22 protein-coding genes are annotated in these 24412 nt (G+C 68.2%); 15 read left to right on the plus strand and 7 right to left on the minus strand.

All coding sequences use genetic code 11. The features are described from left to right. Window positions 1-127 precede the first annotated feature (127 nt). The 3 genes from EV645_RS10770 to EV645_RS10780 are packed head-to-tail and all read left to right on the plus strand — an operon-like array spanning window position 128 to window position 5297. Window positions 128-1966 carry a prolyl oligopeptidase family serine peptidase gene (locus EV645_RS10770; RefSeq protein WP_198681540.1) on the plus strand — a complete coding sequence of 613 codons (1839 nt, stop codon included), beginning with the start codon at window positions 128-130 and terminating at the stop codon, window positions 1964-1966. Then, window positions 1963-3615 carry an ABC transporter ATP-binding protein gene (locus EV645_RS10775; RefSeq protein ID WP_130442213.1) on the plus strand — a complete coding sequence of 551 codons (1653 nt, stop codon included), beginning with the start codon at window positions 1963-1965 and terminating at the stop codon, window positions 3613-3615. The genes EV645_RS10770 and EV645_RS10775 overlap by 4 nt, the downstream gene beginning before the upstream one ends. Further along, entirely contained in the window at window positions 3612-5297 is a 1686-nt protein-coding gene (locus EV645_RS10780; RefSeq protein WP_130442215.1) for an ABC transporter ATP-binding protein, read from the plus strand. The genes EV645_RS10775 and EV645_RS10780 overlap by 4 nt, the downstream gene beginning before the upstream one ends. Here the strand turns inward: EV645_RS10780 and EV645_RS10785 are convergent. Then, complete coding sequence (locus EV645_RS10785; RefSeq protein WP_242000320.1) at window positions 5276-5875, minus strand: response regulator transcription factor; 600 nt, start codon at window positions 5873-5875, stop codon at window positions 5276-5278. The genes EV645_RS10780 and EV645_RS10785 overlap by 22 nt on opposite strands. A gap of 101 nt (window positions 5876-5976) precedes the next feature. Between EV645_RS10785 and EV645_RS42635 the strand changes: the two genes are divergently transcribed. Next, the gene (locus EV645_RS42635) at window positions 5977-6513 is read left to right on the plus strand and encodes a DUF5946 family protein (protein WP_242000321.1); all 537 of its coding nucleotides are present in this window, start codon (window positions 5977-5979) and stop codon (window positions 6511-6513) included. Between the two features lie 288 nt (window positions 6514-6801). Continuing rightward, on the plus strand, window positions 6802-7443 hold the full coding sequence (locus EV645_RS10795) for a transglycosylase family protein (RefSeq protein WP_130442219.1): 642 nt from the start codon (window positions 6802-6804) through the stop codon (window positions 7441-7443). Window positions 7444-7578: 135 nt separating this feature from the next. Here EV645_RS10795 and EV645_RS10800 read toward each other — a convergent pair whose 3' ends face one another. The 3 genes from EV645_RS10800 to EV645_RS10810 are packed head-to-tail and all read right to left on the minus strand — an operon-like array spanning window position 7579 to window position 9461. Continuing rightward, on the minus strand, window positions 7579-8229 hold the full coding sequence (locus tag EV645_RS10800; protein ID WP_130442221.1) for a class I SAM-dependent methyltransferase: 651 nt from the start codon (window positions 8227-8229) through the stop codon (window positions 7579-7581). A gap of 4 nt (window positions 8230-8233) precedes the next feature. Next, on the minus strand, window positions 8234-8875 hold the full coding sequence (locus tag EV645_RS10805) for a Pr6Pr family membrane protein (protein WP_130442223.1): 642 nt from the start codon (window positions 8873-8875) through the stop codon (window positions 8234-8236). Window positions 8876-8915: 40 nt separating this feature from the next. Then, window positions 8916-9461, minus strand: coding sequence for a 2TM domain-containing protein (locus tag EV645_RS10810; protein WP_242000322.1), 546 nt, complete (start codon window positions 9459-9461; stop codon window positions 8916-8918). Between the two features lie 68 nt (window positions 9462-9529). Here EV645_RS10810 and EV645_RS10815 point away from each other — a divergent pair, with 68 nt between their 5' ends. The 3 genes from EV645_RS10815 to EV645_RS10825 all read left to right on the plus strand — a co-directional run bounded on the left by EV645_RS10815 (window position 9530) and on the right by EV645_RS10825 (window position 12843). Beyond that, entirely contained in the window at window positions 9530-10138 is a 609-nt protein-coding gene (locus EV645_RS10815; RefSeq protein WP_130442225.1) for a TetR/AcrR family transcriptional regulator, read from the plus strand. Window positions 10139-10210: 72 nt separating this feature from the next. Beyond that, the gene (locus tag EV645_RS10820; RefSeq protein WP_130442227.1) at window positions 10211-10723 is read left to right on the plus strand and encodes an AAA family ATPase; all 513 of its coding nucleotides are present in this window, start codon (window positions 10211-10213) and stop codon (window positions 10721-10723) included. A 35-nt stretch (window positions 10724-10758) separates the two neighbouring features. Then, window positions 10759-12843: a molybdopterin-dependent oxidoreductase gene (locus EV645_RS10825; protein WP_130442229.1), complete on the plus strand. Its 2085-nt coding sequence runs from the start codon at window positions 10759-10761 to the stop codon at window positions 12841-12843. Window positions 12844-12973: 130 nt separating this feature from the next. Here the strand turns inward: EV645_RS10825 and EV645_RS10830 are convergent, their stop codons facing one another. Next, entirely contained in the window at window positions 12974-14002 is a 1029-nt protein-coding gene (locus EV645_RS10830; protein ID WP_130442230.1) for a LacI family DNA-binding transcriptional regulator, read from the minus strand. A 285-nt stretch (window positions 14003-14287) separates the two neighbouring features. Between EV645_RS10830 and EV645_RS10835 the strand changes: the two genes are divergently transcribed. The 7 genes from EV645_RS10835 to EV645_RS10865 all read left to right on the plus strand — a co-directional run bounded on the left by EV645_RS10835 (window position 14288) and on the right by EV645_RS10865 (window position 21568). Continuing rightward, window positions 14288-15037 (plus strand): sugar phosphate isomerase/epimerase family protein, encoded by a 750-nt coding sequence (locus EV645_RS10835; protein WP_130442232.1) that lies wholly within the window; start codon window positions 14288-14290, stop codon window positions 15035-15037. Then, window positions 15034-16131: a Gfo/Idh/MocA family protein gene (locus EV645_RS10840; RefSeq protein WP_130442234.1), complete on the plus strand. Its 1098-nt coding sequence runs from the start codon at window positions 15034-15036 to the stop codon at window positions 16129-16131. The genes EV645_RS10835 and EV645_RS10840 overlap by 4 nt, the downstream gene beginning before the upstream one ends. Next, complete coding sequence (locus EV645_RS10845; RefSeq protein WP_130442236.1) at window positions 16128-16736, plus strand: SGNH/GDSL hydrolase family protein; 609 nt, start codon at window positions 16128-16130, stop codon at window positions 16734-16736. Before EV645_RS10840 ends, EV645_RS10845 begins: the two co-directional genes overlap by 4 nt. 70 nt (window positions 16737-16806) lie before the next feature. Next, window positions 16807-19242, plus strand: a complete 2436-nt coding sequence (locus EV645_RS10850) for a glycoside hydrolase family 2 protein (protein ID WP_130442238.1) — start codon at window positions 16807-16809, stop codon at window positions 19240-19242. 91 nt (window positions 19243-19333) lie between these two features. Further along, on the plus strand, window positions 19334-20077 hold the full coding sequence (locus EV645_RS10855) for a 3D domain-containing protein (RefSeq protein ID WP_130442240.1): 744 nt from the start codon (window positions 19334-19336) through the stop codon (window positions 20075-20077). Between the two features lie 69 nt (window positions 20078-20146). Next, window positions 20147-20701 carry a GNAT family N-acetyltransferase gene (locus EV645_RS10860; RefSeq protein WP_130442241.1) on the plus strand — a complete coding sequence of 185 codons (555 nt, stop codon included), beginning with the start codon at window positions 20147-20149 and terminating at the stop codon, window positions 20699-20701. A 15-nt stretch (window positions 20702-20716) separates the two neighbouring features. Then, window positions 20717-21568 carry a polysaccharide deacetylase family protein gene (locus EV645_RS10865; RefSeq protein ID WP_242000323.1) on the plus strand — a complete coding sequence of 284 codons (852 nt, stop codon included), beginning with the start codon at window positions 20717-20719 and terminating at the stop codon, window positions 21566-21568. Window positions 21569-21707: 139 nt separating this feature from the next. Here the strand turns inward: EV645_RS10865 and EV645_RS10870 are convergent, their stop codons facing one another. Next, on the minus strand, window positions 21708-23168 hold the full coding sequence (locus tag EV645_RS10870; protein ID WP_130442243.1) for an NAD-dependent succinate-semialdehyde dehydrogenase: 1461 nt from the start codon (window positions 23166-23168) through the stop codon (window positions 21708-21710). Between the two features lie 34 nt (window positions 23169-23202). Beyond that, a complete protein-coding gene (locus tag EV645_RS10875; protein ID WP_242000324.1) occupies window positions 23203-24231 on the minus strand; it encodes an MsnO8 family LLM class oxidoreductase in 1029 nt (342 codons plus the stop codon). Window positions 24232-24412 lie beyond the last annotated feature (181 nt).

A 24412-nucleotide genomic window follows, 5' to 3' on the forward strand; every position in this document is an offset into this window, starting at 1 on the left:
GGCCGACCTGCATTCAGGGTCGGATCGGGACCGCCGGTGACCGACTCGCCTCGGTCGCCGGGCGGCTTCTTGTAGCTCAGCGAACTGGTGCTCGTTGTGTTGGTGGGGGACGGAAGAAGAGAGTGAGGTGATCGATTCCGTGCAGTCTTATCCATGCGCCGAGCGCTCGTCGCTCGTGGAGCAGGTGCACGGTCGTAGCGTCGCGGACCCGTACCGCTGGCTCGAGGATTCCTCGACCGCGGAGACCAAGCAGTGGTCAACGGCTCAGGACGACCTGTGGCTGACGTACGCCGGCACGCTGAGCAGCCGGTTCCGCTGGAAGAACAGGGTGCGACAACTGTCCGACGTCGGCAGCGTGTCCACACCCGTCTGGCGAGGCGGCCGTTGCTTCACGCTGCGACGCGAGCCAGGCCAGCAGCCAGTACTCTTCGTCGACGAGACACCGCTGATCGATCCGAAGCGGCTCGACCCGACCGGACTGACCACGCTCGACGCCTGGCAGCCCTCACCGGATGGCACCAAGCTCGCGTACCAGCTCTCCCGTGGCGGCGACGAGCGCTCGACTCTGAACATCCTCGACATCACGACGGGCGAGCTCATCGACGGCCCGCTCGACGGCTGTCGCTACTCCCCCGTCGCCTGGCTCCCCGACGGCAGCGCGTTCTACTACGTGCGCTTCTGTCAGGTGCGACGCCATCACCTGGACGACCCCGACGACATCACGATCCTCGACCGCGAGGCGTCGTACGGGCTCGAGCTCAGTGCCGACGGCCGCTGGCTGACGATCTGCACGACGAACGACCTGTGGTTCGCGGACCTGACAAAGGACGAGCCGCCGGCGCACGTCCCGCAAGACACCACGACGATCATGTCGGTCGGCCCCGACCACCGCTTGTACGTCGTCACGGCCGGCGGGATCCACATCGGCGACCCGGCCAGGCCGGCTGTCTGGCGCGATTACATCCAGCTGGATGCACCGCTGACCGGCCTCGCGATCCTCGACGAAGTCGTCCTCACAAGCACAACCAGCAGCATCACAATCCACGAGCGCGAGACGGGCCGCCGGCAAGGCACCATCGACCTCCCCGGCTTCGGATCGGTCGGCTCCCTGAGCAGCGACGGCAATCGGGCCTGGTTCACCTACACGGACAGCGTCACGCCGCCGACGGTCTACTGCTACGACGCGAGCACCGGCCGGACGACAGGGTCCACCAGCAGTCGGGATGCACAAACGCAGCGGCCGAGCTACACAGCGCCCGACGGCACCGAGCTCGAACTGCACGTGATCGGCAAGCCAGGTGGACCGACGATCCTCTACGGGTACGGCGGCTTCGGCCAGGCGCTCACCCCGACGTACTCCGCGTTCGCGCTCGCCTGGGTCGAAGCCGGCGGCGCGTTCGTGACCGCGACCATTCGCGGCGACGCCGCACACCGCGACGCGACGAAGCAGCAGGCGATCGACGACTTCATCGCAGCCGCCGAGTACCTGATCGCCGAAGGCTGGACCACAGCCGACGAGCTCGCTATCTGCGGTGAGTCCAACGGCGGCCTACTCGTCGCCGCCGCCGTGACCCAACGGCCCGAGCTCTTCACAGCAGCCGTCGCCTCAGCCCCACTCACGGACATGCTCCGCTACGAGCTCTCAGGTCTCGGCGAACGCTGGACGGCGGAGTACGGCTCGGCCAAGAACCCCGACGACTTCGAGACGCTGGCGAGCTACTCGCCGTACCACAAGGTCAAGAACGGCGTGAAGTATCCGGCCGTGCTGCTGACGGCCTTCGGCAACGACACCCGCGTGGATCCCTTGCACGCAAGGAAGATGTGCGCGGCGCTCCAGCACGCAACCGCAAGCCAACGGCCGGTGCTGCTCAGATTCGAGCCCGACGCAGGTCACACCACTGGCGGGATCAACCTGGCCGCCGACATGCTGGCCTTCCTCGCCACCGAGGCAGGCCTGGACCGATGATCACCTTCAAAGAGGTGGCGAAACGCGGTCGCGGCTGGCTGCAGCTGATCGGTCTCAACGCGCTCATCGGCAGCGGCGTGACGCTCGCACTGCCGACCATCCTCGGTCGTTCCGTTGACGCGATCGTGGCCGGCCACGGCTACACCCGCTGGCTGATCGCGGCGGCCGCGCTGATCGGCCTGGGCATCGCGGCGAGCATCGTCGACGCGTTCGCCGGCGCAGCCTGTGTCGCCGAAACCACCGCCTGGCTGCGTCATCGCCTGGTCCGCCACGTCGTCCGCGGCGGCCCCGCCGGCACGCGCGACTTCGAGACCGGCGACCTGGTCACCCGGGTCTCGGCCAACGCGACCGACGCCGCCCAGGCCGGACCGGCCGCGGTCACAGCCATCGCCGCGATCGCGCCCCCGCTCGGCAGCCTCGTCCTCCTGGCGGTCATCGATCCATGGCTCGCCGCCGCCTTCTTCGGCGGCGTCATGCTCGTGATCTCCGTCCTGTGGACGTTCGCCAAGCGCACCGCCGACGTCAGCCTCAACTACCAGGAGACGCAGGGCCGCATCGCCGCCCTGCTGTCCGAGTCACTCACCGGCATCCGCACGATCACGGCCGCCGGTACGACGGAACGCGAGGAGAGCCGCATCCTCGGCCTCCTCCCCGAGCTCCACCGCAACGGCGTCGTCACCTGGCGGATTCTCGCCCGCTCCGGCGCCCAGGCAGCAGTCGTCGGCCCGCTGGTCCTCGTCGCCGTACTCGCGGTCGGCGGACTGCAGCTCGTCGCCGGCCACATCACCGCGGGCGAGCTGTTCGCCGCCTCGCAGTACGCCGTCCTCGGCGCCGGCCTGGGCAACCTGACCGGCGTCCTCGGCGAACTCGCCCGCGCGAAGGCCGGCGTACGCAGGTCCGCCGAGGTGATCGCGATCGACACGATCCCCCACGGCACACTGACGGTCCCGGCCGGACCGGGGCAGCTCAGCTTCGACGGTGTCAGCGTGATCGCCGACGGGAATGTCCTGCTGGACAACGTGAATCTCGACCTTCCAGGCGGTCTCACCGTCGCGGTCGTCGGCCCGAGCGGTGCCGGCAAGTCCGTCCTCGCGGCGGTCGCGGCACGGTTGCGGGATCCGTCGACGGGACAGGTCTCGCTGGACGGCGTTCCGCTTCAGGCGATCAGCCGGCATGAGCTGCGTCGCGCGGTCGGCTGTGCGTTCGAGCGTCCGCAGTTGGTCGGCCGGACAGTGGGCGAGGCGATCGATCCGCACGCGGTCAGCCCGATCCGTGCGCTGGCCGCCGCCCGCGCCACCCACGCCCACGACTTCGTCAGCCGGCTGCCCAACGGGTACCTCACTTCGTTGCGCAAGGCACCGATGTCCGGCGGCGAACGCCAGCGGCTCGGCCTCGCCCGCGCCTGGTCCGCCAGCCGCCTCCTGGTCCTCGACGACGCCACGTCGAGCCTCGACACGGCCACCGAGCGCCAGATCACCCGCACCCTGACCGAGGACCGGCACCACCGCACCCGCCTCATCGTCACGCATCGCCCCGCGACCGCGGCGCGCGCCGACCTGGTCATCTGGCTCGACCACGGCCAGATCCGCGCCATCGCTCCACACGCCGATCTCTGGCACGACACTTCGTATCGAGCAGTCTTCGGATGAAGCGGGAGCTGTCGTACGGCGCAACCGCGCTGCGGACACGAGCCACGGTCAAGTTGATCGCGTGGTCGGTTCCGGAGATCCTGCCGACCGCGGTGTACGGGATCGCGGTAGCGCGGGCGACCGACAGCTTCCTCGCCGGACACGCAGGGCAAGGGATCGCGTGGCTCGCCGGGCTGGTCGTGACAGCCGGCCTGGGCGCCGCCGGGGCGCGACAGGTCTATGCACGGCTCGGCGACCTCGTCGAGCCCCTCCGCGACGATCTAGTACGACGGGTCGTGGGTGGCGCGCTGCGAACCGGAGACGACGGCGCCGTCGCGCGACTGAACCGGCAGGTGGAGATCGTCCGCGACACGTTCGCGGGCCTGGTCCTGGTACTGCGAAGTTTCGCGGTCACGCTGTTCGGCGTACTGACCGGACTGTTGTCGCTCGCTCCGCTCGTCGCGGCGTTCGTCGTACCGCCGTTCCTCGTCGGGTTCGCGTTGTCGCTTGCGGTGCTGGGGATGGCGGCGGATCGGGTCCGCGCGTCGTTGACGGCTGACGAGGACCTGGCAGCGTCGGCAGGCATGGTGTTCAGCGGCGTACGCGACGTCACCGCCGCCGGCACCGAGGAGTACGCCGAGTGGCTGGTCGGCCAGCCGATCGAGGCGCACGCGGCGGCGGAGCGGGCGCTGGCGAAGGTCGCGGCCCTGCGGACGCTGTGCTTCGCGGTCGGAGGGTGGCTGCCACTGCTGATCCTGCTCGCGACCGGGCCGTGGCTGGTCGACCGCGGTGTCAGCACAGGCACACTGCTCGGTGGACTCACCTACGTGCTGATCGGCTTGCAGCCTGCGCTGAACACGGTGATGAACGCACTCGGCGACAGCGGCCTGCGGTACGTGATCACGCTCGGCCGGATCCTCGACGCCTCCAGTCCCGCGGGGCAGCCGCGGCCGGTCGACGAACTCAAGGGCTATCAGGTCCGGCTCCAAAGCCTCACGTTCGCCTATGGCCCGAAGGCCGAGCCCGTGCTCGACAAGCTCGAGCTGACCATTCCCGAAGGCGAGCACCTCGCGGTGGTCGGACCGAGCGGAATCGGCAAGTCGACGCTGGCCGGTCTGGTCTGCGGCATGCTCACCCCGACAAACGGCCGCCTGCTGCTCGGTGGCGCACCACCGACCGAGGTGACCACCGACGAGCTCGCGAAAACCAGGGTGCTGATCCCGCAGGAGGCCTATGTCTTCAGCGGGAGCGTGCACGACAATCTCACCTATTTGTTGCCCGATGCAACGACAGAGCAGGTCAGGCAGGCGGTCGAAGCGGTCGGCGCCACGCAGCTGATCGAGCGACTAGAAGAAATCAAGCCCGCCGAACTGTCCGCCGGAGAGAAGCAACTGATCGCACTGGTCAGGGCTTATCTCTCACCCGCACCGCTGGTCGTGCTCGACGAGGCGACCTGCTTCCTCGACCCGGAGGCCGAGCGCCAAGCCGAAGAGGCGTTTGCCAAGCGCAACGGGACGCTGATCGTCATCGCCCACCGGATCAGCTCCGCCCTTCGCGCGCGCCGCATCCTCGTCCTCGACGGCAACAAGGCCGCGATCGGCACGCACGCCAGCCTGATGCGCACGTCGCGGCTCTACCGCGACCTGCACGGCAGCTGGACGCCCAGCAATCCGAGAGCGTCTCAGATCCAGCCCGCGTCCTGAGCCTTCCGGATCGCCTCGATCCGGCTCCGAGAACCGGTCTTGGCGAGGATCCGGGACAGATAGTTCCGCACGGTCCCAGCGCTCAAGCTGAGCGTGCGCGCGACCTCCTGCGCGGTCGCTCCCGTGGTGACCTGACGCAGTACTTCGCACTCGCGATCGGTGAGCGGGTTGTCGCCAGCCTTCAAAGCAGCCACAGCGAGGCGTACGTCGACCACCGGCAGGCCCTTCGCTACATCGCGCACAGCCTGCACCAGCTGATCGGCCGTCGCGTCAGTCGCGATCAGCCCGATCCGCGGCGCCTGCTTCACCAGCGCCAGGCTGGTGGCCGCAATCGCCTCGTGGTCGATCAGCACCAGTACGCCGCGGCCGGCGAGCTTGCGGCAGAGCTCCTCGATCCGGATCCGGCCGGGCAGCTGTGGATCGAGCAGGAAGACGTCCGGGCGCCGCCCGGCCACCTGGAGGACGTCCTCCGAGCGGTCCAGCTCGGCCACCACGTCCAGGTCGTTCTCTCTTGCCAGCACCGCGGCCAGTGCACCGCGCACCAACGTGCCGCGATGGCCGAGAGCCACTCGGATCACGCCTACTGCCCCCATCACATCCGTCGCCTCATCCGCCGGCCCCCCGCCGCCCCAGCGGTAAAACAGCTGCCGGACGGCGGTGCCCGTGCTTCGATCAACGAGTGAACTCGCCCGATGGCACGCACGAATCAACGGTTTGTCCCGGCTGCCGCGCCGTACTTCCATCGTCGGAGTGGCCCGGCGCCCCGAAGTACAACGCCTCGGCGGAGTGCGCGGAGGTCGCCGGTGAGCTGCTCGGGTTCGAGGTCGAGAACGCGGCACGGCTCGGATACCTGCACCAGCTCCGGATCGACGCGTACGGCGGACAGCACGTGAACCCGGACGCCCCGCGCATCGGCCCGGTGTTCGCGCTGAACGGCCTCTACATGTTCCTCGAGCGCGGCTCGGGCAACCTCGACGTACGCACGGCGCACGGCATCATGGCGAACTCGTACGACGACTGGCCGCGGCTCGTCCCGCCGGATCGGATCGGCGAGCTCACGGCGTACGACGTCCTCATGTCCGGCGGGGTCGACGAGGTTGAGTCGGCCCTGCTCAAGTGGGCTCGCCAGGTCTGGGAGTCGTGGCCCGGCGACGTCCGGGCAACGATCCGGGAATTGACCGTGGAACTGGTCCCGGAACGCTATTTCAAGCGGTGATAAACCGATCGGTTCCACGCTCAGGCCGATCGGCGTGTCGGCCCGGAAACCGTTCTGTTGTTGGGGTTTCGGTACGTCAAAGGGCGGAAAAAGTTCGGGGCAGATCCGAATCTGCACTTGCGTTTCGGAGGAACCTCACCGAGGATGACTCAGGTCGCGTCGTTACCGTGGCGTGATCATTCGGACGCTGTCCTGTGACCTGCTGTGGGATGTGTCCGGATTGCCCCTCCCCCTGCACGAGGGCCTGGTGTGCCCCACCATGCCCGAGCTCACAAGGAGCGCTTTCTGATGTCCAAGGCCCGACATGCGCGCGCCCGGCGAAGTACTCGCCGGGTGGCTCGAACCCTCTCCATCGCCGGTCTGGGAGCCGGTATCACCGCCGCCGGAGCCGGTGCGGCGTTCGCGACCGATTACCACGTCAAAGCCGGCGACACCCTCTCGGAGATCGCCCAGGCCAACGGTGCCGACTGGCACGAGCTGGCCCGGATCAACAACCTGAAGGACCCGAACCTCATCCTGATCGGGCAGACCCTGACCCTGGACGGCGCGAAGAAGGCCACTCCCGCGTCGAAGGTGGTCAAGAAGTCCGAGACCCGGCCGCACACCGACAAGAAGGCCACGACCAAGAAGGCCGACCGCGACGTCCGCTCGAGCCGGTCCGAGGACCGCCCGAAGGCGAGCAGCGGCAAGGCGAACCTGAGCGGCGCCTGGGCCAAGGTCGCCAACTGCGAGTCCAGCGGAAACCCGCGCGCCGTGAATGCCGCCGGCTACTACGGATTGTTCCAGTTCGACCTGCAGACCTGGCGCAGCGTCGGCGGCTCCGGCAACCCGGCGAAGGCCTCCGCGGCCGAGCAGCTGATGCGTGCGAAGAAGCTCTACGCACGCAGCGGCGCCTCCCCGTGGCCCGTCTGCGGCAAGTACCTCCGCTGACCCGGCAGCCCGGGCGGGTCGGTGGTAGACCGTCCTCCCGCCACCTGCCCGGCACCCCCTGGACCGCTTCCCGCTCATCGTGGCGGGTAGGCGCAAACTCATCCGTGATCGCGATGAGCGGGAAGCACCAGAGACTCAGCTGCGGGTGATGACCAGCATTTCGTTGGCGCCGAGCTGGAACTCGTAGGGGACCTTGCGGATCTCGGTGGTCACGCCCTCGAGTGACGCGAGCAGGTCCGGCAGCCACGGGATCGGGTCACCCGCACCCTGTTGCACCAGCGGGAAGATCCGGACCTCGGAGTTGCTGACCCGGATCAGCTCGCGCAGTGCGGCCTCATGCCACTCGCGGTCGTACTTGTCCGACCAGGTGAAGAGCAAGTGCGAGCAGAGCACCAGCTCGAAACGGCGATCACCGAAAGGCAGCTCCGGCAGGCCTGCTGCGACGTACCGCTCCGGCGCCGCCATCACGTCCTGCAGGAACCGATCGGCGGCCTCGATCCGGTACTGGTCCTTCCGCTCCGGCGATCCGTACCAGTGCCAGACGAAACTCCCCTGATGCTCGTCGACGATTCCCGACGTGGCCGGCAGGCTCCGCCGCACGCTGTCCACGAGTTCGGGCGTCTCCAGCTCGTACGCCGGGTCGGCGGCGATCGCGTCGACGCCGCGTTCGGCGGCCTCGGCGGTGAAGCTGGCGCCGCCGGCGCAGCAGTCGAGGATGGAGTCCGGGAGTTCCTTCAGGTCGAACATCGCTTCGTATTCGGCGTACGAGCGCGAGGTCACCAGCACTGGTCTACCTTTCGACGGTTGTCTTCCGACGCAACCGGCGATCGAGAGTGGTCGCCCCGGCCGCCAGAGCCAGGAAGAGTACCGCCACCACCAGACAGTTCAGCAACACCCGTCCGTAGCCGTGCTCGTCGACGTTCACGAACGGGTACGGGTAGAACCCGACGAACGCACCGCGCACCAGCGTGAACACCAGCCACAGCAACGGGAACACGATCGACCAGCCGACGATCCGCCAGTCGACCAGACCGCGCGGACCGAACAGCAGCCAGCCGAGCACTCCCATGATCGGCGCGGCGGTGTGCTGCAGGAAGTCCGCCACGGCAGCCCAACCGTGCAGGTCGACCAGGCCCACCAGCACCGTGTGAGCGACGATTCCGGTCACCGCGATACAGAGCACGCCGTTCAGCCGGAGCGTCTTGAACAGCTCACCGCCCGTCCGGCCGGGCTGCAAGACGAGCATCAGCGCCGTCCCGCCGAGGATCAGGTTCGACTGGATGGTGAAGTACGCGAAGATGTTGAAGACCCGGTCCGGATTGTCCGGGAAGAAGCCGTCGTGCCCGCTCGCCGTCACGAAGAGCTGGATGACGATCCCGCACACAACCACCGCCGCGGTCACCGCAGCCCAGATCCGTCCAACCGTCGTCATGCAGGAAATGTACGACGAGTAACCGCGCGGGCCGGGGAGGTCAGACCGACTGCTTCTCGCGGTCCCGCTCGAACGAGTAGCTGAACGACACGATCGCGTCGATCACGAGCACGAGCGTCCACGTCCCGGCCGGCGCGAGCACCGCGTCGTACCCACGACCGGACAGCAGACCGAGGCCGATCATGATGCCAACGCCGACGACATACGAGACCAGATGCCGGAACCAACCGGCCCGTTCGCGACGCGCACGCTCGGAACCCCGCTTCGGCGGCTTCACCGGACGCAGCGCACCGCCGAGGTAGTGCGCAGCCCACGCGTCGGCCCACCGAAGCGTCTGGTGCCCGAAGCCGACGCTGACGCCGATGAAGATCGCGGCCAGTGAGTGCTTGAACGCCGGCTCGGCACCGTGATGGATGTCGATCACGCTCGCGACCAGCATCACGACATCGACGAGCGGCACGGCGGCGAGCAGAACCATCCCGGCCTTCGGCAGCTTGAGCAGGTACCGCGTAACCAGGCCTGCGGCGAGCAGCACCCAGAACCCGATCTCACATGCAGCGATCACAGCGACCAGCACGTCGTTCACCCTCCCGAGTTTTTCAGCACGACTGTGTTATAAAACGACACTAACACGACTGTGCTAAAAAGGACCACATGCCGAAGATCGTCGACCACGACACCCGTCGCGAGGAGATCGCCGAGGCGCTGTGGCGAGTGGTCCGCCGGGACGGGATCCGGGCAGCGTCCGTTCGGACGATCGCCGCCGAGGCGGGCTGGTCCGCCGGCGCGGTGCGCTACTACTTTCCGGACCAGGACGGTTTGCTCAGCTTCGCGATGGACCTGGTGTCGCGCCGGGTGACCGACCGGGTCAGCGCGATCGAGCCCAAAGGCAGTGTCGAGACCATCGTGTTGCGCTATCTCGACGAGGTGCTGCCGCTGGACGCCGAGCGCCGCGCCGAGTTCGACGTCTGGCTCGCCTTCATGGCGCAGGCTCGGGCCGAATCCGGCGCCGGCGCGCTGCAGGAGCACCTCGGCAAAGTGCACAACGAACTGCGCCAACTGTGTGAGTCGCTACTGCATTCGCTCGCCGACGCCGGCGTACTCAGGGACGGTCTCGATCTGCGTCGCGAGGTCGAGCTGCTGCATGCTCTGCTCGACGGCCTGGCCTTGCATGCGGCAATCCAGCCGGACCGTACGACGCCGACGCGGCTGCGGCAGCTGATGCGCCGGCATCTGGAATCGCTGATGGCCGAAAACCCCTGACAAAATGGGGGTTTTCGGAGAAGAATCGCCGCGACCGGTTCAAAACCTTGCGCCACGTGGCACGATCACCGCATGGAGTCCGAGGGGGTGATCGTCGTCAGTGGAATCATGGCGGCGGGGAAGTCGTCGGTGTCCCAGATGCTGGCCGAAAGATTCCAGTACGGCGTGCATCTTCGGGGGGATGTTTTCCGGCGGATGATCGTCAGCGGACAGGCCTCGATGGCCGACGACGTACTCGAAGCGCAGCGTCAGCTCCAGCTCCGCTACCGGCTCGCCTGCCTGGCCGCCGACGAGTACGCGAAGGCGGGTTTCACCGTCGTACTGCAGGACGTCGTCATCGGTGAATTGCTGCGCGAGTTCCTCGACGGCATCCGGACCCGCCCGCGGTACCTCGTCGTACTGACGCCTCGGCCCGAGGTCATCTCCGGCCGGCTCGGCGGAGCGCGTCATCTGGTCGACGAGCTCGATTACGAGCTGCACGCGTTCAGTCCGCGGCGCGGATTGTGGCTGGACAACTCCGACCTGTCGGTCGGCGAGACGGTCGACGCGATTCTCGGGCGACTCGACGAGGCCGTCTTCGACTGATGGCGACTCTCCTTACCCGAGGGTAGTTTGAGTGGATGACCGTACTGCGGACCTCGTGCAACCTGTGTGAAGCGATCTGCGGCGTGCTCGTGACCGTCGAGAACGGCCGCGTCACCGACATCCGCGGCGACGAGTCGGACCCGCTGTCCCACGGTCATATCTGCCCGAAGGCGGTCGCGCTTCGTGATCTCCAGGAGGACCCCGACCGGTTGACCACGCCGGTACGACGCACGCCCGACGGCTGGCAGGAGATCGGGTGGGACGCGGCGTACGAGCTCATCGTCGACAAGCTCACCGGGATCCAGAACGAGCACGGCCGGAATTCGGTCGGGGTGTACCTCGGCAACCCGAACGTGCACAGTCTCGGCGCGCTCACGCACATGCCGACGATGGTCAGGCAGCTGCGGACCCGGAACAAGTTCAGCGCGACGTCGATCGATCAGCTGCCGCACATGCTGTCGTCGTACCTGCTGTACGGACATCAGCTGATGGTCGCGGTGCCGGACATCGACCGGACGTCGTACCTGCTGATGGTCGGCGCGAATCCGCTCGCGTCGAACGGCAGCATGATGACGGCGCCCGGGTTCGGGCGGCGGCTGAAGGACGTGCGCAAGCGCGGCGGGAAGGTCGTCGTCATCGATCCGCGGCGGACCGAGACGGCGGCCGTCGCCGACGAGCATCACTTCGTCCGGCCGGGCACGGATGCGGCGTTCCTGCTCGCGTTGATCCATGAGGTGATCTCGCTGGGTGCTGCCCGTCCGGCGGAGTACGTCGACGGGCTGGCGACGGTCGAGGAGGTGGTTGAGCCGTGGACGCCGGAGCGGGCGGCGGGGATCACCGGCATCCCGGCTGACGTGATCCGGCGGGTTGCTCGCGAGTTCGCCGAGGCTGACCGGGCCGCTTGTTACGGGCGGGTCGGGGTGTCGACGCAGCAGTTCGGCGCGATCTGCCAGTGGGCGATCCAGGTGCTGAACATCATCACCGGGAACCTCGATCGGCCGGGCGGGACGATGTTCCCGCGGCCGGCTGTGAACCCGTTGCTCGGGCTGGGGCGCGGGCATATCGGCGTGTGGAAGAGCCGCGTGCGGGGGCTGCCCGAGTTCGGCGGCGAGCTGCCGGTTTCGACGATGGCCGAGGAGATCCTGACGCCGGGCGACGGCCAGATCCGGGCGATGGTGACAGTGGCCGGCAACCCTGTGCTGTCGACGCCGAACGGCCGCAAGCTGGACGAGGCGCTCGGTTCGCTGGAGTTCATGGTCGCGGTCGACCCGTACATCAACGAGACCACCCGGCACGCGGACGTGATCCTGCCGCCGGCGCCACCGCTCGAGCGCGACCACTACGACGTGATCTTCCACCAACTCGCCGTACGCAACACCGCGCGCTGGAACGACGCAGTACTGCCCAAGCCCGCGGAGGCTCGGCACGACTGGGAGATCTTCCGGGATCTCGGGTTGGCGTTCGTGCGGCGTACTCCGTGGGGCCGTCGTCGGGTCGAGGTGACCGCTCGGCTGCGGGTCCCGCCGCGCCGGATCGTGGACGCCGGCTTGCGGATCGGGCCGTACCGGTTGTCGGTGGCCAAGCTCCGGAAGTCACCGGGCGGGATCGATCTCGGACCGCTGCAGCCCGCGTTGCCCGCAGCGCTGCATCACAAGTCGAAGCGGATCGATCTGGCGCAGCGGATGATCCTCGACGACCTGCCGCGGCTGGATTCACTCAACGAACTGGACGGCCAGCTCCTCCTGATCGGTCGACGCCACCTCCGCAACAACAACTCCTGGATGCACAACTCGGCGCGGTTGGTGAAAGGCAAGCCCCGGCACCAGCTGCTGATGAATCCCGACGACCTGGCCGAGCGCGCACTCACCGACGGCCAGTTCGTCACAGTCACCTCGGCGGCCGGCTCGATCTCCGTAGAAGTTGCCTCCAGCAACGACATCATGCCCGGGGTCGTCAGCCTGCCGCACGGCTTCGGCCACAACCGGCCAGGCGCGCGCCTGACGATCGCGAACCAGGTGCCCGGCCAGAGCGTCAACGACGTGACCGACGCCGGATACACCGACGCCGTGGCCGGTACCGCCGCGGTCAACGGCGTACCGGTCACGGTGACGGCCTGCTGATCCCCGCCCCCGGGACGCCCCCGGGACGTCTCAGGGGTCAACCCCGCACCTGGTCGGTTGCGGACCCGAAATCCCGCGGTGCAACCGACCACCTCGGGGGTTAACCCCTGAGACGGACAGATCTCGGGGGTTAACCCCCGAGAGGGACAGCGGGTGGGGAGCCGGAGCTGTCGCGGATGATGAGGAGGGGCGTGGAGTAGAGGTGGGACTGGGGGGTTGCGCCGGCGAGGAGGTCGAGGAGGCGGTGGGTCACCTCGGCGCCGTAGCCGACGACGTTGTGGCTGAGGGCGGTGAGGGTCGGGTGAGTGATTCGGCAGAGGGCCGAGTCGTCCCAGGCGACCAGGGTGATGTCGTCGGGCGTGCGGAGGCCAAGCCCGTGGATGACGGCCAGGCCGGCCACCGCCATCAGGTCGTTGTCGTAGATGATCGCGGTCGGGCGCGGCGAGGCGGTGACCACGTCGCGCGTGGCGGCAGCGCCCTGGGCGGCGGAGTAGTCGGTGTGATGGATGCGGGTCTCGATCGACAACCGGCGGGTGGCCAGCTCGAAGGCCTGGTCGCGGATCCAGACATCGCCGTACTCCGGCGGCCCCGCGACGCGCGCGATCACCCGGTGGCCGAGCGACGCGACGTGATCGAGCGCCGCGTTCATCGCCGCCGCACCGTCCGTCCAGACGCACGGCATCCCGTCCGCGAGCGCCGGATCCCCGACCAGAACGGCCGGCAGGCCGAGCTTCCGCAGTACCGGGAGGCGCGGATCGGCGACGCGGAGGTCGACGACGATCACGCCGTCGACGCGGCGCTCGGCGGCCCACTTCCGGTACGTCGCCAGCTCGTCGTCGAGATCGGCCACGACCTGCAAGGCCAACGCGTACGACTTCTCCGCGAGGACCGACTCGACGCCGCCGACGAAGCCCATGAAGTACGGCTCCTCGATCAAGGTCTGCGCCGACCTCGCGAGCACCAGCCCGAACGTCTCGCTGCGCGCCGCGGACAACTGGCGGGCAGCCCGGTTGGGCACCCACTCCAGCTCCGCAGCGACCTGCAGCACACGCGCGCGGGTGGCCGCCGACACCCCGGGCTGGTTGTTGAGGGCGTACGAAACGGCGCCTTGGGAGACACCACAGCGGCGGGCGATCTCCTTGATGGTCACTCGGGACACAACGGTTCACTCCTCACGGGCGGCCGGACCGCTGACGGTCGGTCCGGAATCCTCCAGTGTGCGCCTGACTTGAACACCCTGTCATCACTTGAGCACACAAAGTGACCGTTTGATCAAACTCGGGAACCCGAGAGACCTGCTAGGTGACCGCCCAGTCGTTGGGCGGAGGGTGGTGCCGCCGGGGCTCGGTGGGATACCGTTGCCGTCGTTACTTAACCGGTTCGGCTTATCAGTCGGCGTAAACCCCAGGGCAGCGGGTGACGCGCCGCCGACAAGGAGAAACCAATGGTCGCAGTGGACCACCTGTCCCTCCAGTTGTACACGGTCCGGGGCAAGCTCGAAGAGGACTTCGACGGCACCCTGGCACGCATCGCGGAGATCGGCTACACCAAGGTCGAGCCCTTCGGTGTGACCGCCTACGCGGACCGTCTGGCCGACGCGCTGCCCAAGCACGGACTCTCGGCCCCCACCACGCACGCCGGCCTGCTGCGCGACGAGGCCGGCCCGATCTACGCCGCCGCCAAGCGCCTGGGCATCACCACGGTGATCGACCCGCACACCGACCCGGCTCGCTGGCAGAACGCCGACGACATCAAGGTCATCGCGGACGGGCTGAACAAGGCCGCGATCGAGGCCGCCGACCACGGCATCACGGTCGGCTACCACAACCACCAGTTCGAGCTCGAGTCGAAGATCGGCGGCGCGCACGGGCTGGAGATCCTGGTCGACAACCTGTCCGACGACGTGATCCTCGAGGTCGACACGTACTGGGCGGCCGTCGGCGGCGCCGACGTACCGGCCCTGCTCGGCAAGTTCGGCGACCGAGTCAAGGCGATCCACGTCAAGGACGGCGACGGCACGCTGAACAACAAGGCCCAGGTCGCGGTCGGCGACGGCGTCATCGCGGTCCGGGACATCCTGGCCGCCGCGCCGAACGCGCTCCGCGTGGTCGAGCTGGACGACTTCACCGGCGAGATCATGGACGCGGTCGAAGGCAGCTACACGTTCCTCACCGGAGAGGGTGCGCCTGCATGACAGCAGTTGGCGTAGGTGTGATCGGCGCCGGAGTCATCTCCGACGCCTACATCAAGAGCATGCAGAGCTTCCCGGACCTGAAGGTCGTCGCGATCGGCGACCTGCGGCCGGAAGCCGCCGAGGAGAAGGCCAAGCAGTACGGGATCGAGGCCCACGGCGGGCCCGAGGCCGTGCTGAACAACGCGGACGTCGAGATCGTGGTCAACCTGACCATCCCGATCGCGCACGTCGAGGTGGCCCTCGCAGCGGTTGCCGCAGGCAAGCATGTCTGGAGCGAGAAGCCGTTCTCGCTGGACCAGGACAGCGGGCTCAAACTGCTGGCCACGGCACAGGACGCGGGCGTGCGGCTGGGCTGCGCACCCGACACCATCCTCGGCCCGGGTCTGCAGGAGTCCCGTCGCATCATCGAGCGCGGTGACATCGGTACGCCGCTGACCGCGCTGACGCTGATGCAGTCCCCCGGCCCGGAGTCCTGGCACCCGAACCCGGCGTTCCTGTTCCAGGAGGGCGCGGGCCCGCTGTGGGACATCGGCCCGTACTACCTGACCACGCTGGTGCAGCTGTTCGGTCCGGTCGCCGCGGTCGCGGGGATCGGGTCGAAGTCGAAAGAAAAGCGCACGATCGGCTCCGGTCCGCTGGCGGGGACCGACTTCGACGTGACCGTGCCGACGCATGTCAGCGCGATCGCGAAGTTCGAGTCGGGTCAGTCGTCGCAGAGCATCTTCAGCTTCGACTCGCCGCTGTCGCGGGCCGGGTTCGTCGAGATCACCGGCTCGGACGCGACCCTCGCCGTACCGGACCCGAACGGGTTCGACGGTGAGATCAAGATCCGTCGCCGCGGCGCCGACGACTGGGAGACCGTCGCCGACACCAAGGCGGTGGCTCAGCGTGGCACCGGTGTGCTGGAGATGGCGCGGGCGATCCGGGCCGGCCGGCCGCACCGGGCGACCGGGGCGCTGGCGTTCCACATCGTCGACGTGATGGCCTCCATCACCGACTCGATCGACACCAGCGCGTTCGTCGACGTGAGCAGCACGGTCGAGGTCGCGCCGATCCTGCCGGACGACTGGGACGTGACCGCAGCAACGCTATGACCAGCATCTTCCTCGATCCCCGGCGGACCGTCGTGTTCGCCGGGGACTCGGTCACCGACTGCGGCCGCCGCACCGACCCTTCCCGGCTCGGGAACGGCTATGTCCGCGATCTCTACGACGACCTCGGCGAACACCGGCCGAACATCGTCAATGCCGGCATCAGTGGCAACCGGGCGGCCGATCTGGCCGACCGGTGGTCGACCGATGTGCTGGCCCACGACCCGTCGCTGGTGTCGATCCTGATCGGGATCAACGACACCTGGCGGCGGTACGACGAGAACGACCCGACGACGGCCGAGTCCTTCGAGGCGTCGTACCGCGCGCTGCTCGACCCGCTGAACTGTCCGGTGGTCCTGATGGAGCCGTTCCTGCTGCCGGTGAAGGACGGGCAGGACGTGTGGCGTGAGGACCTGGACCCGAAGCTCGAGGTGGTCCGCAAGCTGGCCGTCGAGTACGGCGCGATCCTGGTGCCGACCGACGTCGAGCTGACGAAGCAGGCCGCGTCCGTCGGCCCCGAAACGCTCGCCGGAGACGGCGTGCACCCGAGCCCGGCCGGACACCGTGCCCTCGCCGAACTGTGGCGACGGTACGTGCTGGACAACTGACGTCCGCCGCTCCTCACTCCGTGGTGAGGAGCGGTTCTACTAAACCGGTTCACCTCCCTGGAGCCCGACTGTGACATCGCTGAAGACCCTCGACCTCACCACCGACGGCGGCGCCGCCTGGACCGTCCGCGCCGTCGACGGTCCGGCGCCCGACGGCCTGCTCGACCGGCTGGTGGCCGCGACCGTGCCCGGCGAGGTGCACACCGACCTGCTCGCGGCCGGCGAGATCCCGGACCCGTTCGACGGCGACAACGAGTCGAAGCTGCACTGGATCGGACGGACCCGGTGGAGCTACCGGACGACGTTCAGCTGGACTGCTGACGGCAACGACCGGCAGGAGTTGGTCGCCGAAGGGCTCGACACAGTCGCGACCGTGACGCTGAACGGTCAGGAGATCGGCCGGACCGCGAACCAGCACCGCTCGTACCGATTCGACCTCACCGGCGTACTGGTTGCTGGGGACAACGAGCTGGTGATCGAGTTCGAGGGTCCGGTGGCGGCGGCCGAGGCGGAGCGGGCAAAGGTCGGCAGCTGGCCGCACACCAACCTGCACCCGTACAACGAGCTGCGGAAGATGGCCTCGAACTTCGGCTGGGACTGGGGACCGGACGTCGCGACCGCGGGTATCTGGCAGCCGATCCGGATCGAGTCCTGGTCCGGCGTACGGATCGACTCGGTCCGGCCGCTCGCTGGGGCGGACGGCGTACTCAACACCTTCGTCTCACTGGCGTGGACCGACACTGCCGCCGAGTATGCGACTGTCACGGTAGAGGTTGGCGGGACGACGCAGACCGCGAGCGTGAAGCCCGGATGGGACACCGTCGTACTCACCAACAAGGTCCCCGAGGTGAACCTCTGGTGGCCCCGCGGGCACGGCGAGCAGCCGCTGTACGACGTGGTGGTGACGCTGACCGACGAGACCTGGAACGGGCGGGTCGGCTTCCGCGACATCACCGTGAACGTTGCCCCGGACAACGACGGTTCGCCGTTCGTGCTGTCGGTGAACGGCAAGCCGATCTATGTGCGCGGCGCGAACTGGATCCCGGACGACGCGTTCATCACCCGCTTGAATGCCGAGACGTACCGGACCAGCATCCAGGACGCCGTCGACGCCGGCATGAACCTGCTGCGCGTGTGGGGCGGCGGGATCTACGAGAGCGAAGACTTCTACGACATCTGCGACGAGCTGGGAATCCTTGTCTGGCAGGACTTCCTGTTCGCGTGCGCGGCGTACTCGGAGGAGGAGCCGCTGCGGAGCGAGGTCGAGGCCGAGGCGCGCCAGGCGGTCACGCGGCTGAGCAAGCACGCCAGCCTCGCGGTGTGGAACGGCAACAACGAGAACATCTGGGGGTACGTCGAGTGGAGCTGGCGGGTCCCGCTGGCCGGGCGGCCGTGGGGCGCCGGGTACTACCTCGACCTGCTGCCGAAGATCGTCGCCGAGCTCGACCCGCGGACGCCGTACTCGGCCGGTAGCCCGTACTCGTTCGACCAGTTCATCCACCCGAACGACGAGCGGCACGGGACCATGCACATCTGGGATGTGTGGAACCAGGTGGACTACACGACGTACCGCAACTACAAGCCGCGGTTCGTGTCGGAGTTCGGCTTCCAGGGGCCGCCGGCCTGGTCGACGTTGACGTCGGTGGTGCACGACGCGCCGTTGGATCCTTACGGTGCGCAGATGCTGGTGCATCAGAAGGCATTCGAGGGCAACCTCAAGCTCGAGCGAGGGCTCGGCGAACACCTGCCGGCCTGGAAAGACATCGACGACTGGCACTGGACCACGCAGCTGAACCAGGCGCGGGCTGTTGCCTACGGCATCGAGCACTTCCGGTCGTTGTTCCCGTTGAACACCGGCGCGGTGGTCTGGCAGCTGAACGACAACTGGCCGGTGGTCTCCTGGGCAGCCGTCGACGGTCATGGGATCCGCAAGCCGTTGTGGTTCGCGCTGAAGCGGGTGTACGCCGATCGGCTGCTGACCGTTCAGCCGCGCGAGGACGGGCTGGTCGTTGCCGCGCACAACGACACGGACGACGCCTGGACGACCGAGGTGACGGTGACCCGGCGGTCGACCGCTCGGGATGGTGAGGTGCTGGCCCGCGAGACGTTCACCCTCGAGGTGCCGGCTCGGTCGGCGGTGCTCAACGGCCTGCCCGATTCGGTTGCTGTCGCGTCCGACCCGGCGGCGGAGTACGTCGAGGTCCGCGGCGACTCGACGGCGGCGCACTGGTACTTCGTCGAGGACACCGCCCTGGCATTGGCGGCCGACGCCTACTCGACCACGGTCACGAAGACCGACGGCGGGTACGACGTGACCGTGACGGCCAGCGCACTTGCGAAGGATCTGGCCCTCTTCCCGGACCGGCTGGACCCAGCGGCACGGGTGGACTCGTGCCTGATCACGCTCTCGGCCGGCGAGACTCATACGTTCCATGTCACCGGTGCGACCGCCCCGTCCGAGGTCGGCGTACCCGTGCTGCGGTCGGCGAACGATCTGGTGAACTGATTTACGTCGAGACCTTGACTAAAGGTGTGGCGGGACCGCTACTTGGGGGTAAAGCTCCCTGGTCCCGCCCCGCCTTGGAGGTCTTGTTGTCATGCGCTCTCTCGCTGTTGTCCTGCTGAGTTTCGCTTCTCTGGTGGTGGCTCCGGCCACCGCGTCGGCCGCTTTGCCGGCCTGCCAGCACTTCTACACCGGTCCGATCCCCGACCGGCCGATCTCCGGCGGTCACGGCAACGGGACCACCGCACCGCCGTACGACGTCAGCGGCCGGCTGCCCGCGCCGGGTGGGATCAGCGGTGGGCTGGGTGCGGACGGAAAGGTGACGTTCACGTTCAACCGGGTGGCCGGCGCGAAGGCGTACCGGGCGTTCCGGAACGGTCAGGCGCTGCAGTGGATCAGCGACTGGGGTCAGCCGACGCTGCAGGTCGCGGACGCGAGCCCGTGCGCCGGTGCGCACTACCAGGTGTACGCGATGTCGGCCGAGGACACTGCTGCGTCGTCGATCGGCCAGATCAGTACGTCGTACCGGCTCGACTCGTCGAACCACTTGGCGTCGTACCGGATGCCGGTCGGGACCACGCTGAACTACCGGGTGTCGGCGTACAACGACGTGGCGCAGACTGCGCTCGGCTACAACGCCGGCACCGGGATCTGCGCGGTGGACGCGCGCATCATCCCGTGGGGCACCCGCCTCTACGTCCCCGGCTACGGCCACTGCTACGCGGCCGACATCGGCAGCTGGATCAAGGACGACATCGTCGACGTATGGTTCCCGCCGGGCTCGGCCGCGGACAACTGGGGGATCCAGCGGCTGACGCTGACCGTGGAGGGTGTCTGAGGATCCTGCGCCGTGCCGAGTGCCGCGCAATAGGCGCAGGGTTCTCAGACACCCTCCTATAGTGAGCGGATGCGCTTTGCTGTCCAGCTGACCGAGTCGGCCGAGTTGCGGCCGCTCGAGCCGTGGCAGGCGGCTGAGTTCCTGGCTCATGTCGACAAGGCTCGGGACGCGCTCGCGCCGTACGCGCCGTGGGTCGAGGTGGTGACGGACTTGGAGAAGGCCCGGAACTACCTGAGCCGGTACGCGCACCGACAGGCGGCCGACGAGGGCCGGATGTACGGCATCTGGCTCGACGGCGAGCTCGTCGGCGGTATGCAGTTCCGCGGCTTCGACACGGACCTGGGGATCACCGAGCTCGGCGCGTGGGTGGCTCCGGAGGCTGAGGGCCGCGGACTGGTCACGCGGGCCGCCCAGCGGATGATCGACTGGGCGTTCGGCGTACGCGGTCTCAACCGGGTCGAATGGCGCTGTACTGCGGACAACGCCCGGAGCGCTGCGACCGCCAAGCGGCTGGGAATGGTGCACGAGGGCACGCTGCGGCAGGCGTTCGTGCACCACGGCGTGCACGACGTGCAGGTGTGGGCGATGACCCGGACCGACTGGGAGCAGCGACCCTGGCGGTAGGCATACTGGGGGATCGTGACCTGGGGGAAGCACGTACTGGCCGGTGCCCTGCTGTTGACGCTTGTTGCTTGCAGCAACACCAGACCGATCGAAACGCCGCAGACCCGCGCACCTTCCGTGCCTGTGCGTACTGCGAAGCCGATCCGTCCGACGATCGCACCGGTGCAGGCCAAGCCTGGCGCATCCAGCAACGCGAAGCTCATGCCTGTGCTCGATCACGGGCCGCGCGACAAGAAGCAGATCGCATTGACCTTCGACGCGGACCTGACTGCGCTGATGCGCAAGCGGTTGGCGTCCGGCAAGGTCAAGTCGTACTACAACAAGGCGCTGATCGACGAGCTGCACGCGCTGCACGTACCGGCGACCATGTTCCTGACCGGGATGTGGATGGAGCAGTACCCGGATGTCACTCGTCAGCTCGCTCGGGACCCGCTCTTCGAGCTCGGGACGCACACGTACGATCACCGCGGTTTCACCGAGCATTGCTACACGTTGGGTACGGTGCCGCGCGACCAGATGCTTGCCGACGTACGGCGGGCAATCGTCGAGCTGGACCGCGTAGATCCCCACGCCACCAGGTGGTTCCGCTTCCCCGGCGGCTGCTACGACACCACCGCCCTACGCGAGCTGGCTCCAGCCGGCGTCACCGCAGTAGGCCTGGACGTGCCCGGCGCAGACGGCTTCGCCAAGTCGCCCCACCCCATCATCAAACAGGTCCTGGACCACGCCCAAAACGGCTCGATAGTCGTCCTCCACATGCACGGCGGCGACAACGCCCCGTACACCGCCCAGGCCGTAGGCCCGATCGTCCGCGAACTCCGGGCCCGCGGCTACCAACTGGTCACGGTCACCCAGCTGATCAAGTAAGCACGGAGAGACCGCGGTTCATCTGCAGCTCGACAGGACGTATACCTCCGCTACCGGCCACAGCCCGCCCGTGCACGCCTGAAACCAAGCCCGACCACCTGACACCTCCTGTCGAGATTGCACACCCGCCACTATCTCTTCAGTCGATGTTGACTGCGACGTACTTGAGTTCCAGGTACTCGTCTATGCCTACTGTGCCGCCTTCGCGGCCGAGGCCGGATTGTTTTACGCCGCCGAAGGGGGCTGCTGGGTTGGAGACGATGCCTTGGTTGAGGCCGATCATGCCGGCCTCCAGGCGTTCGGAGACCCGGAGGGCGCGGCTCAGGTCCTTGGTGAACAGGTAGGAGACCAGGCCGAACTCCGTGTCGTTCGCCATCTGCACGGCCTCGTCCTCGGTTTCGAAGGCGGTCAGTGGTGCGACCGGGCCGAAGATCTCCTCCTTCTGCAGCCGGGCGGTCGCCGGCACGTCGGCCAGCACGGTCGGCTGGAAGAAGTATCCGTTGCCCTCAGCAACCGAACCGCCGGTCAGTGTGCGCGCTCCCTGGGCGATCGCGTCGGCGACCAGGTCGGCGACCTTGTCCCGTTGCTTGCCGTCGATCAGCGGGCCGACGTTGACGCCCTCTTCCGTGCCGCGGCCGACCTTGAGTGCCGCCATCCGCTCGGTCAGCCGGGACGAGAACTCCTCCATCACCGAGGAGTGCACGTAGATCCGGTTGGCCGACGTACAGGCCTCGCCGCCGTTGCGCATCTTGGCCAGCATCGCGCCGTCGACCGCCTTGTCCAGGTCGGCGTCCTCGAACACGAGCAGCGGCGCGTTCCCGCCGAGCTCCATGCTCGTCCGCAGTACCTGGTCGGCGGCCTGCTCGATCAGCTTGCGGCCGATGGGGGTCGACCCGGTGAAGGACAGCTTCCGGGCGCGACCGTCGCGGATCAGCGGCTCCATCACGGCGCCCGCATCGTTGGTGGTGACCACGTTCAGCACACCGGCGGGGAGACCGGCCTCGGTCATCAGCTCGGCCAGCTTGAGCATCGACAGCGGTGTCTGCTGTGCCGGCTTGATCACCATCGTGCAGCCGGCGGCGACGGCCGGTCCGATCTTGCGCGCACCCATCGCCGCCGGGAAGTTCCACGGGGTGATCAGCAGGCACGGTCCGATCGGCTGGCGCATCAGCAGGAAGCGCCCCGAGCCGTTCGGTGCGATCTGGTACCCGCCCTCGATCCGCACCGCTTCCTCCGCGAACCAGCGGAAGAACTCAGCTGCGTAAGCGATCTCGCCCTTGGACTCGGCGACCGGCTTGCCCATCTCGAGCGTCATCAGCAAAGCGAGGTCGTCGGCACGCTCAGTCATCAACTCATAGGTACGGCGCAGGATCTCGCCGCGCTCACGTGGTGGCGTGGCCGCCCACTCTGCCTGCGCAGCAACCGCTGCATCCAGCGCGGCCTTGCCGTCGGCCGGACTGGCATCCGCCACGTCGCAGAGCGTCGCACCAGTGGCCGGGTCCTCGACGGCGAGGGTCTTACCGCCCTCGGCCGCTACCCACTTGCCTCCGATGAACAGCTCGGTCGGACACGCCTCGACAACTTCCCGCTCCGATGACATGGACCCGCCTCTCGTCTGGTTCGCAGTACCCAGACTAGGCGGTGGCTATCAAGGGCGGTGAGTGTCTGGGGACGGTACGGACGATGCGAGTCAGACCGGCTGCGACAGTGCGCAGGATCGCCGAGCGGATCAGCCCGTCGAAGGCCAGCGGGACGAGCATGACCTCGTCTGCCGTCGTACTCGCGACCAGTGCGCCCAGCCCGGCTGCCACGGTCGCACGTGAGCCGACAATGTGGCCCGGGTCGTCCAGCAGTCGCTCTGCGCGTCCACGCTCGCGCCCGGTCAACGGCGCTTCCAGCAGAGCCATCAGCTCGCCCGACGTGGCCCGTGGTCCAGCTGCGGCGAGTCGGGTCTTCACGCGGATGTACTCCGCGAATCGAGCGAAGGCCTCCTCCTCGGAGTCAGCTGCCACGACACCGACCGTGACGGCGAGGTACGGCCGTACCTTCGGTCCGGTCGGCTCGAAGTGCTCCCGGTACGCCGCCACCGCAGCCGGCGTCACCCCAGCCGCGCAGTGGTGCGCGAGGAAGAGCGGCAGTCCGCGTACGGCGGCGGTCACCGCGGTACCGGCGTGATCGGCCAGGACGAAGACTGGAGGCGGCAAGCCAGCCAGCGACAGCCGTACGTCGCCGACCGGCACCCGGCCCGGCGTACCGTCGCGCAAGAACCCGCATAGCTCGTCCAGCCGCTGCGGGAACGAGTCACGCGCGCCACCCGCGAGTGCCGCCGCAGTACTAGGTGCAACGCCGCGCTGCTCCCCCACCCCCAGGTCGATCCGACTCGGGTACGCCGCCGCGAGCGCAGCGAACTGCTCTGCGACGACAAGCGGCTGGTGGTTGGTCAGTAGTACTCCGCCGGCGCCCAAGCGGATCCGATCGGTCCGCGCCGCCAGCACAGCGGCGAGCACAGCTGGTGCTGCTCCGCCGACGCCTCGGACACCGTGCTGCTCACCCAGCCAGAACCGGCGGTATCCGAGGTCGTCGGCGGCCAGTGCCACCTCTGCTGTCTCCCGGAGAGCGGCCGCAGCCGACTGACCGGGCAGCTGCGGAACAACGTCCAGCACAGAGTGAGCCGAGACGGGTAGTCCGGGAGCGACAGTGGTGAGCACTGGCCCACCGTGACAGTGCGGGTCCTGTTCACGCATGGGGATTCGCCACCCAAGTTCCGGCGACGTTGCCCCCATCCTCAGTGCCCCCAGGGGCCGTCCGAAAATGGGTGTTCACAGCCCTTGTCGCGCCCGGTCC

Origin of the sequence: Kribbella rubisoli (genome assembly GCF_004217145.1) — a bacterium.
GTDB lineage: Bacteria > Actinomycetota > Actinomycetes > Propionibacteriales > Kribbellaceae > Kribbella > Kribbella rubisoli.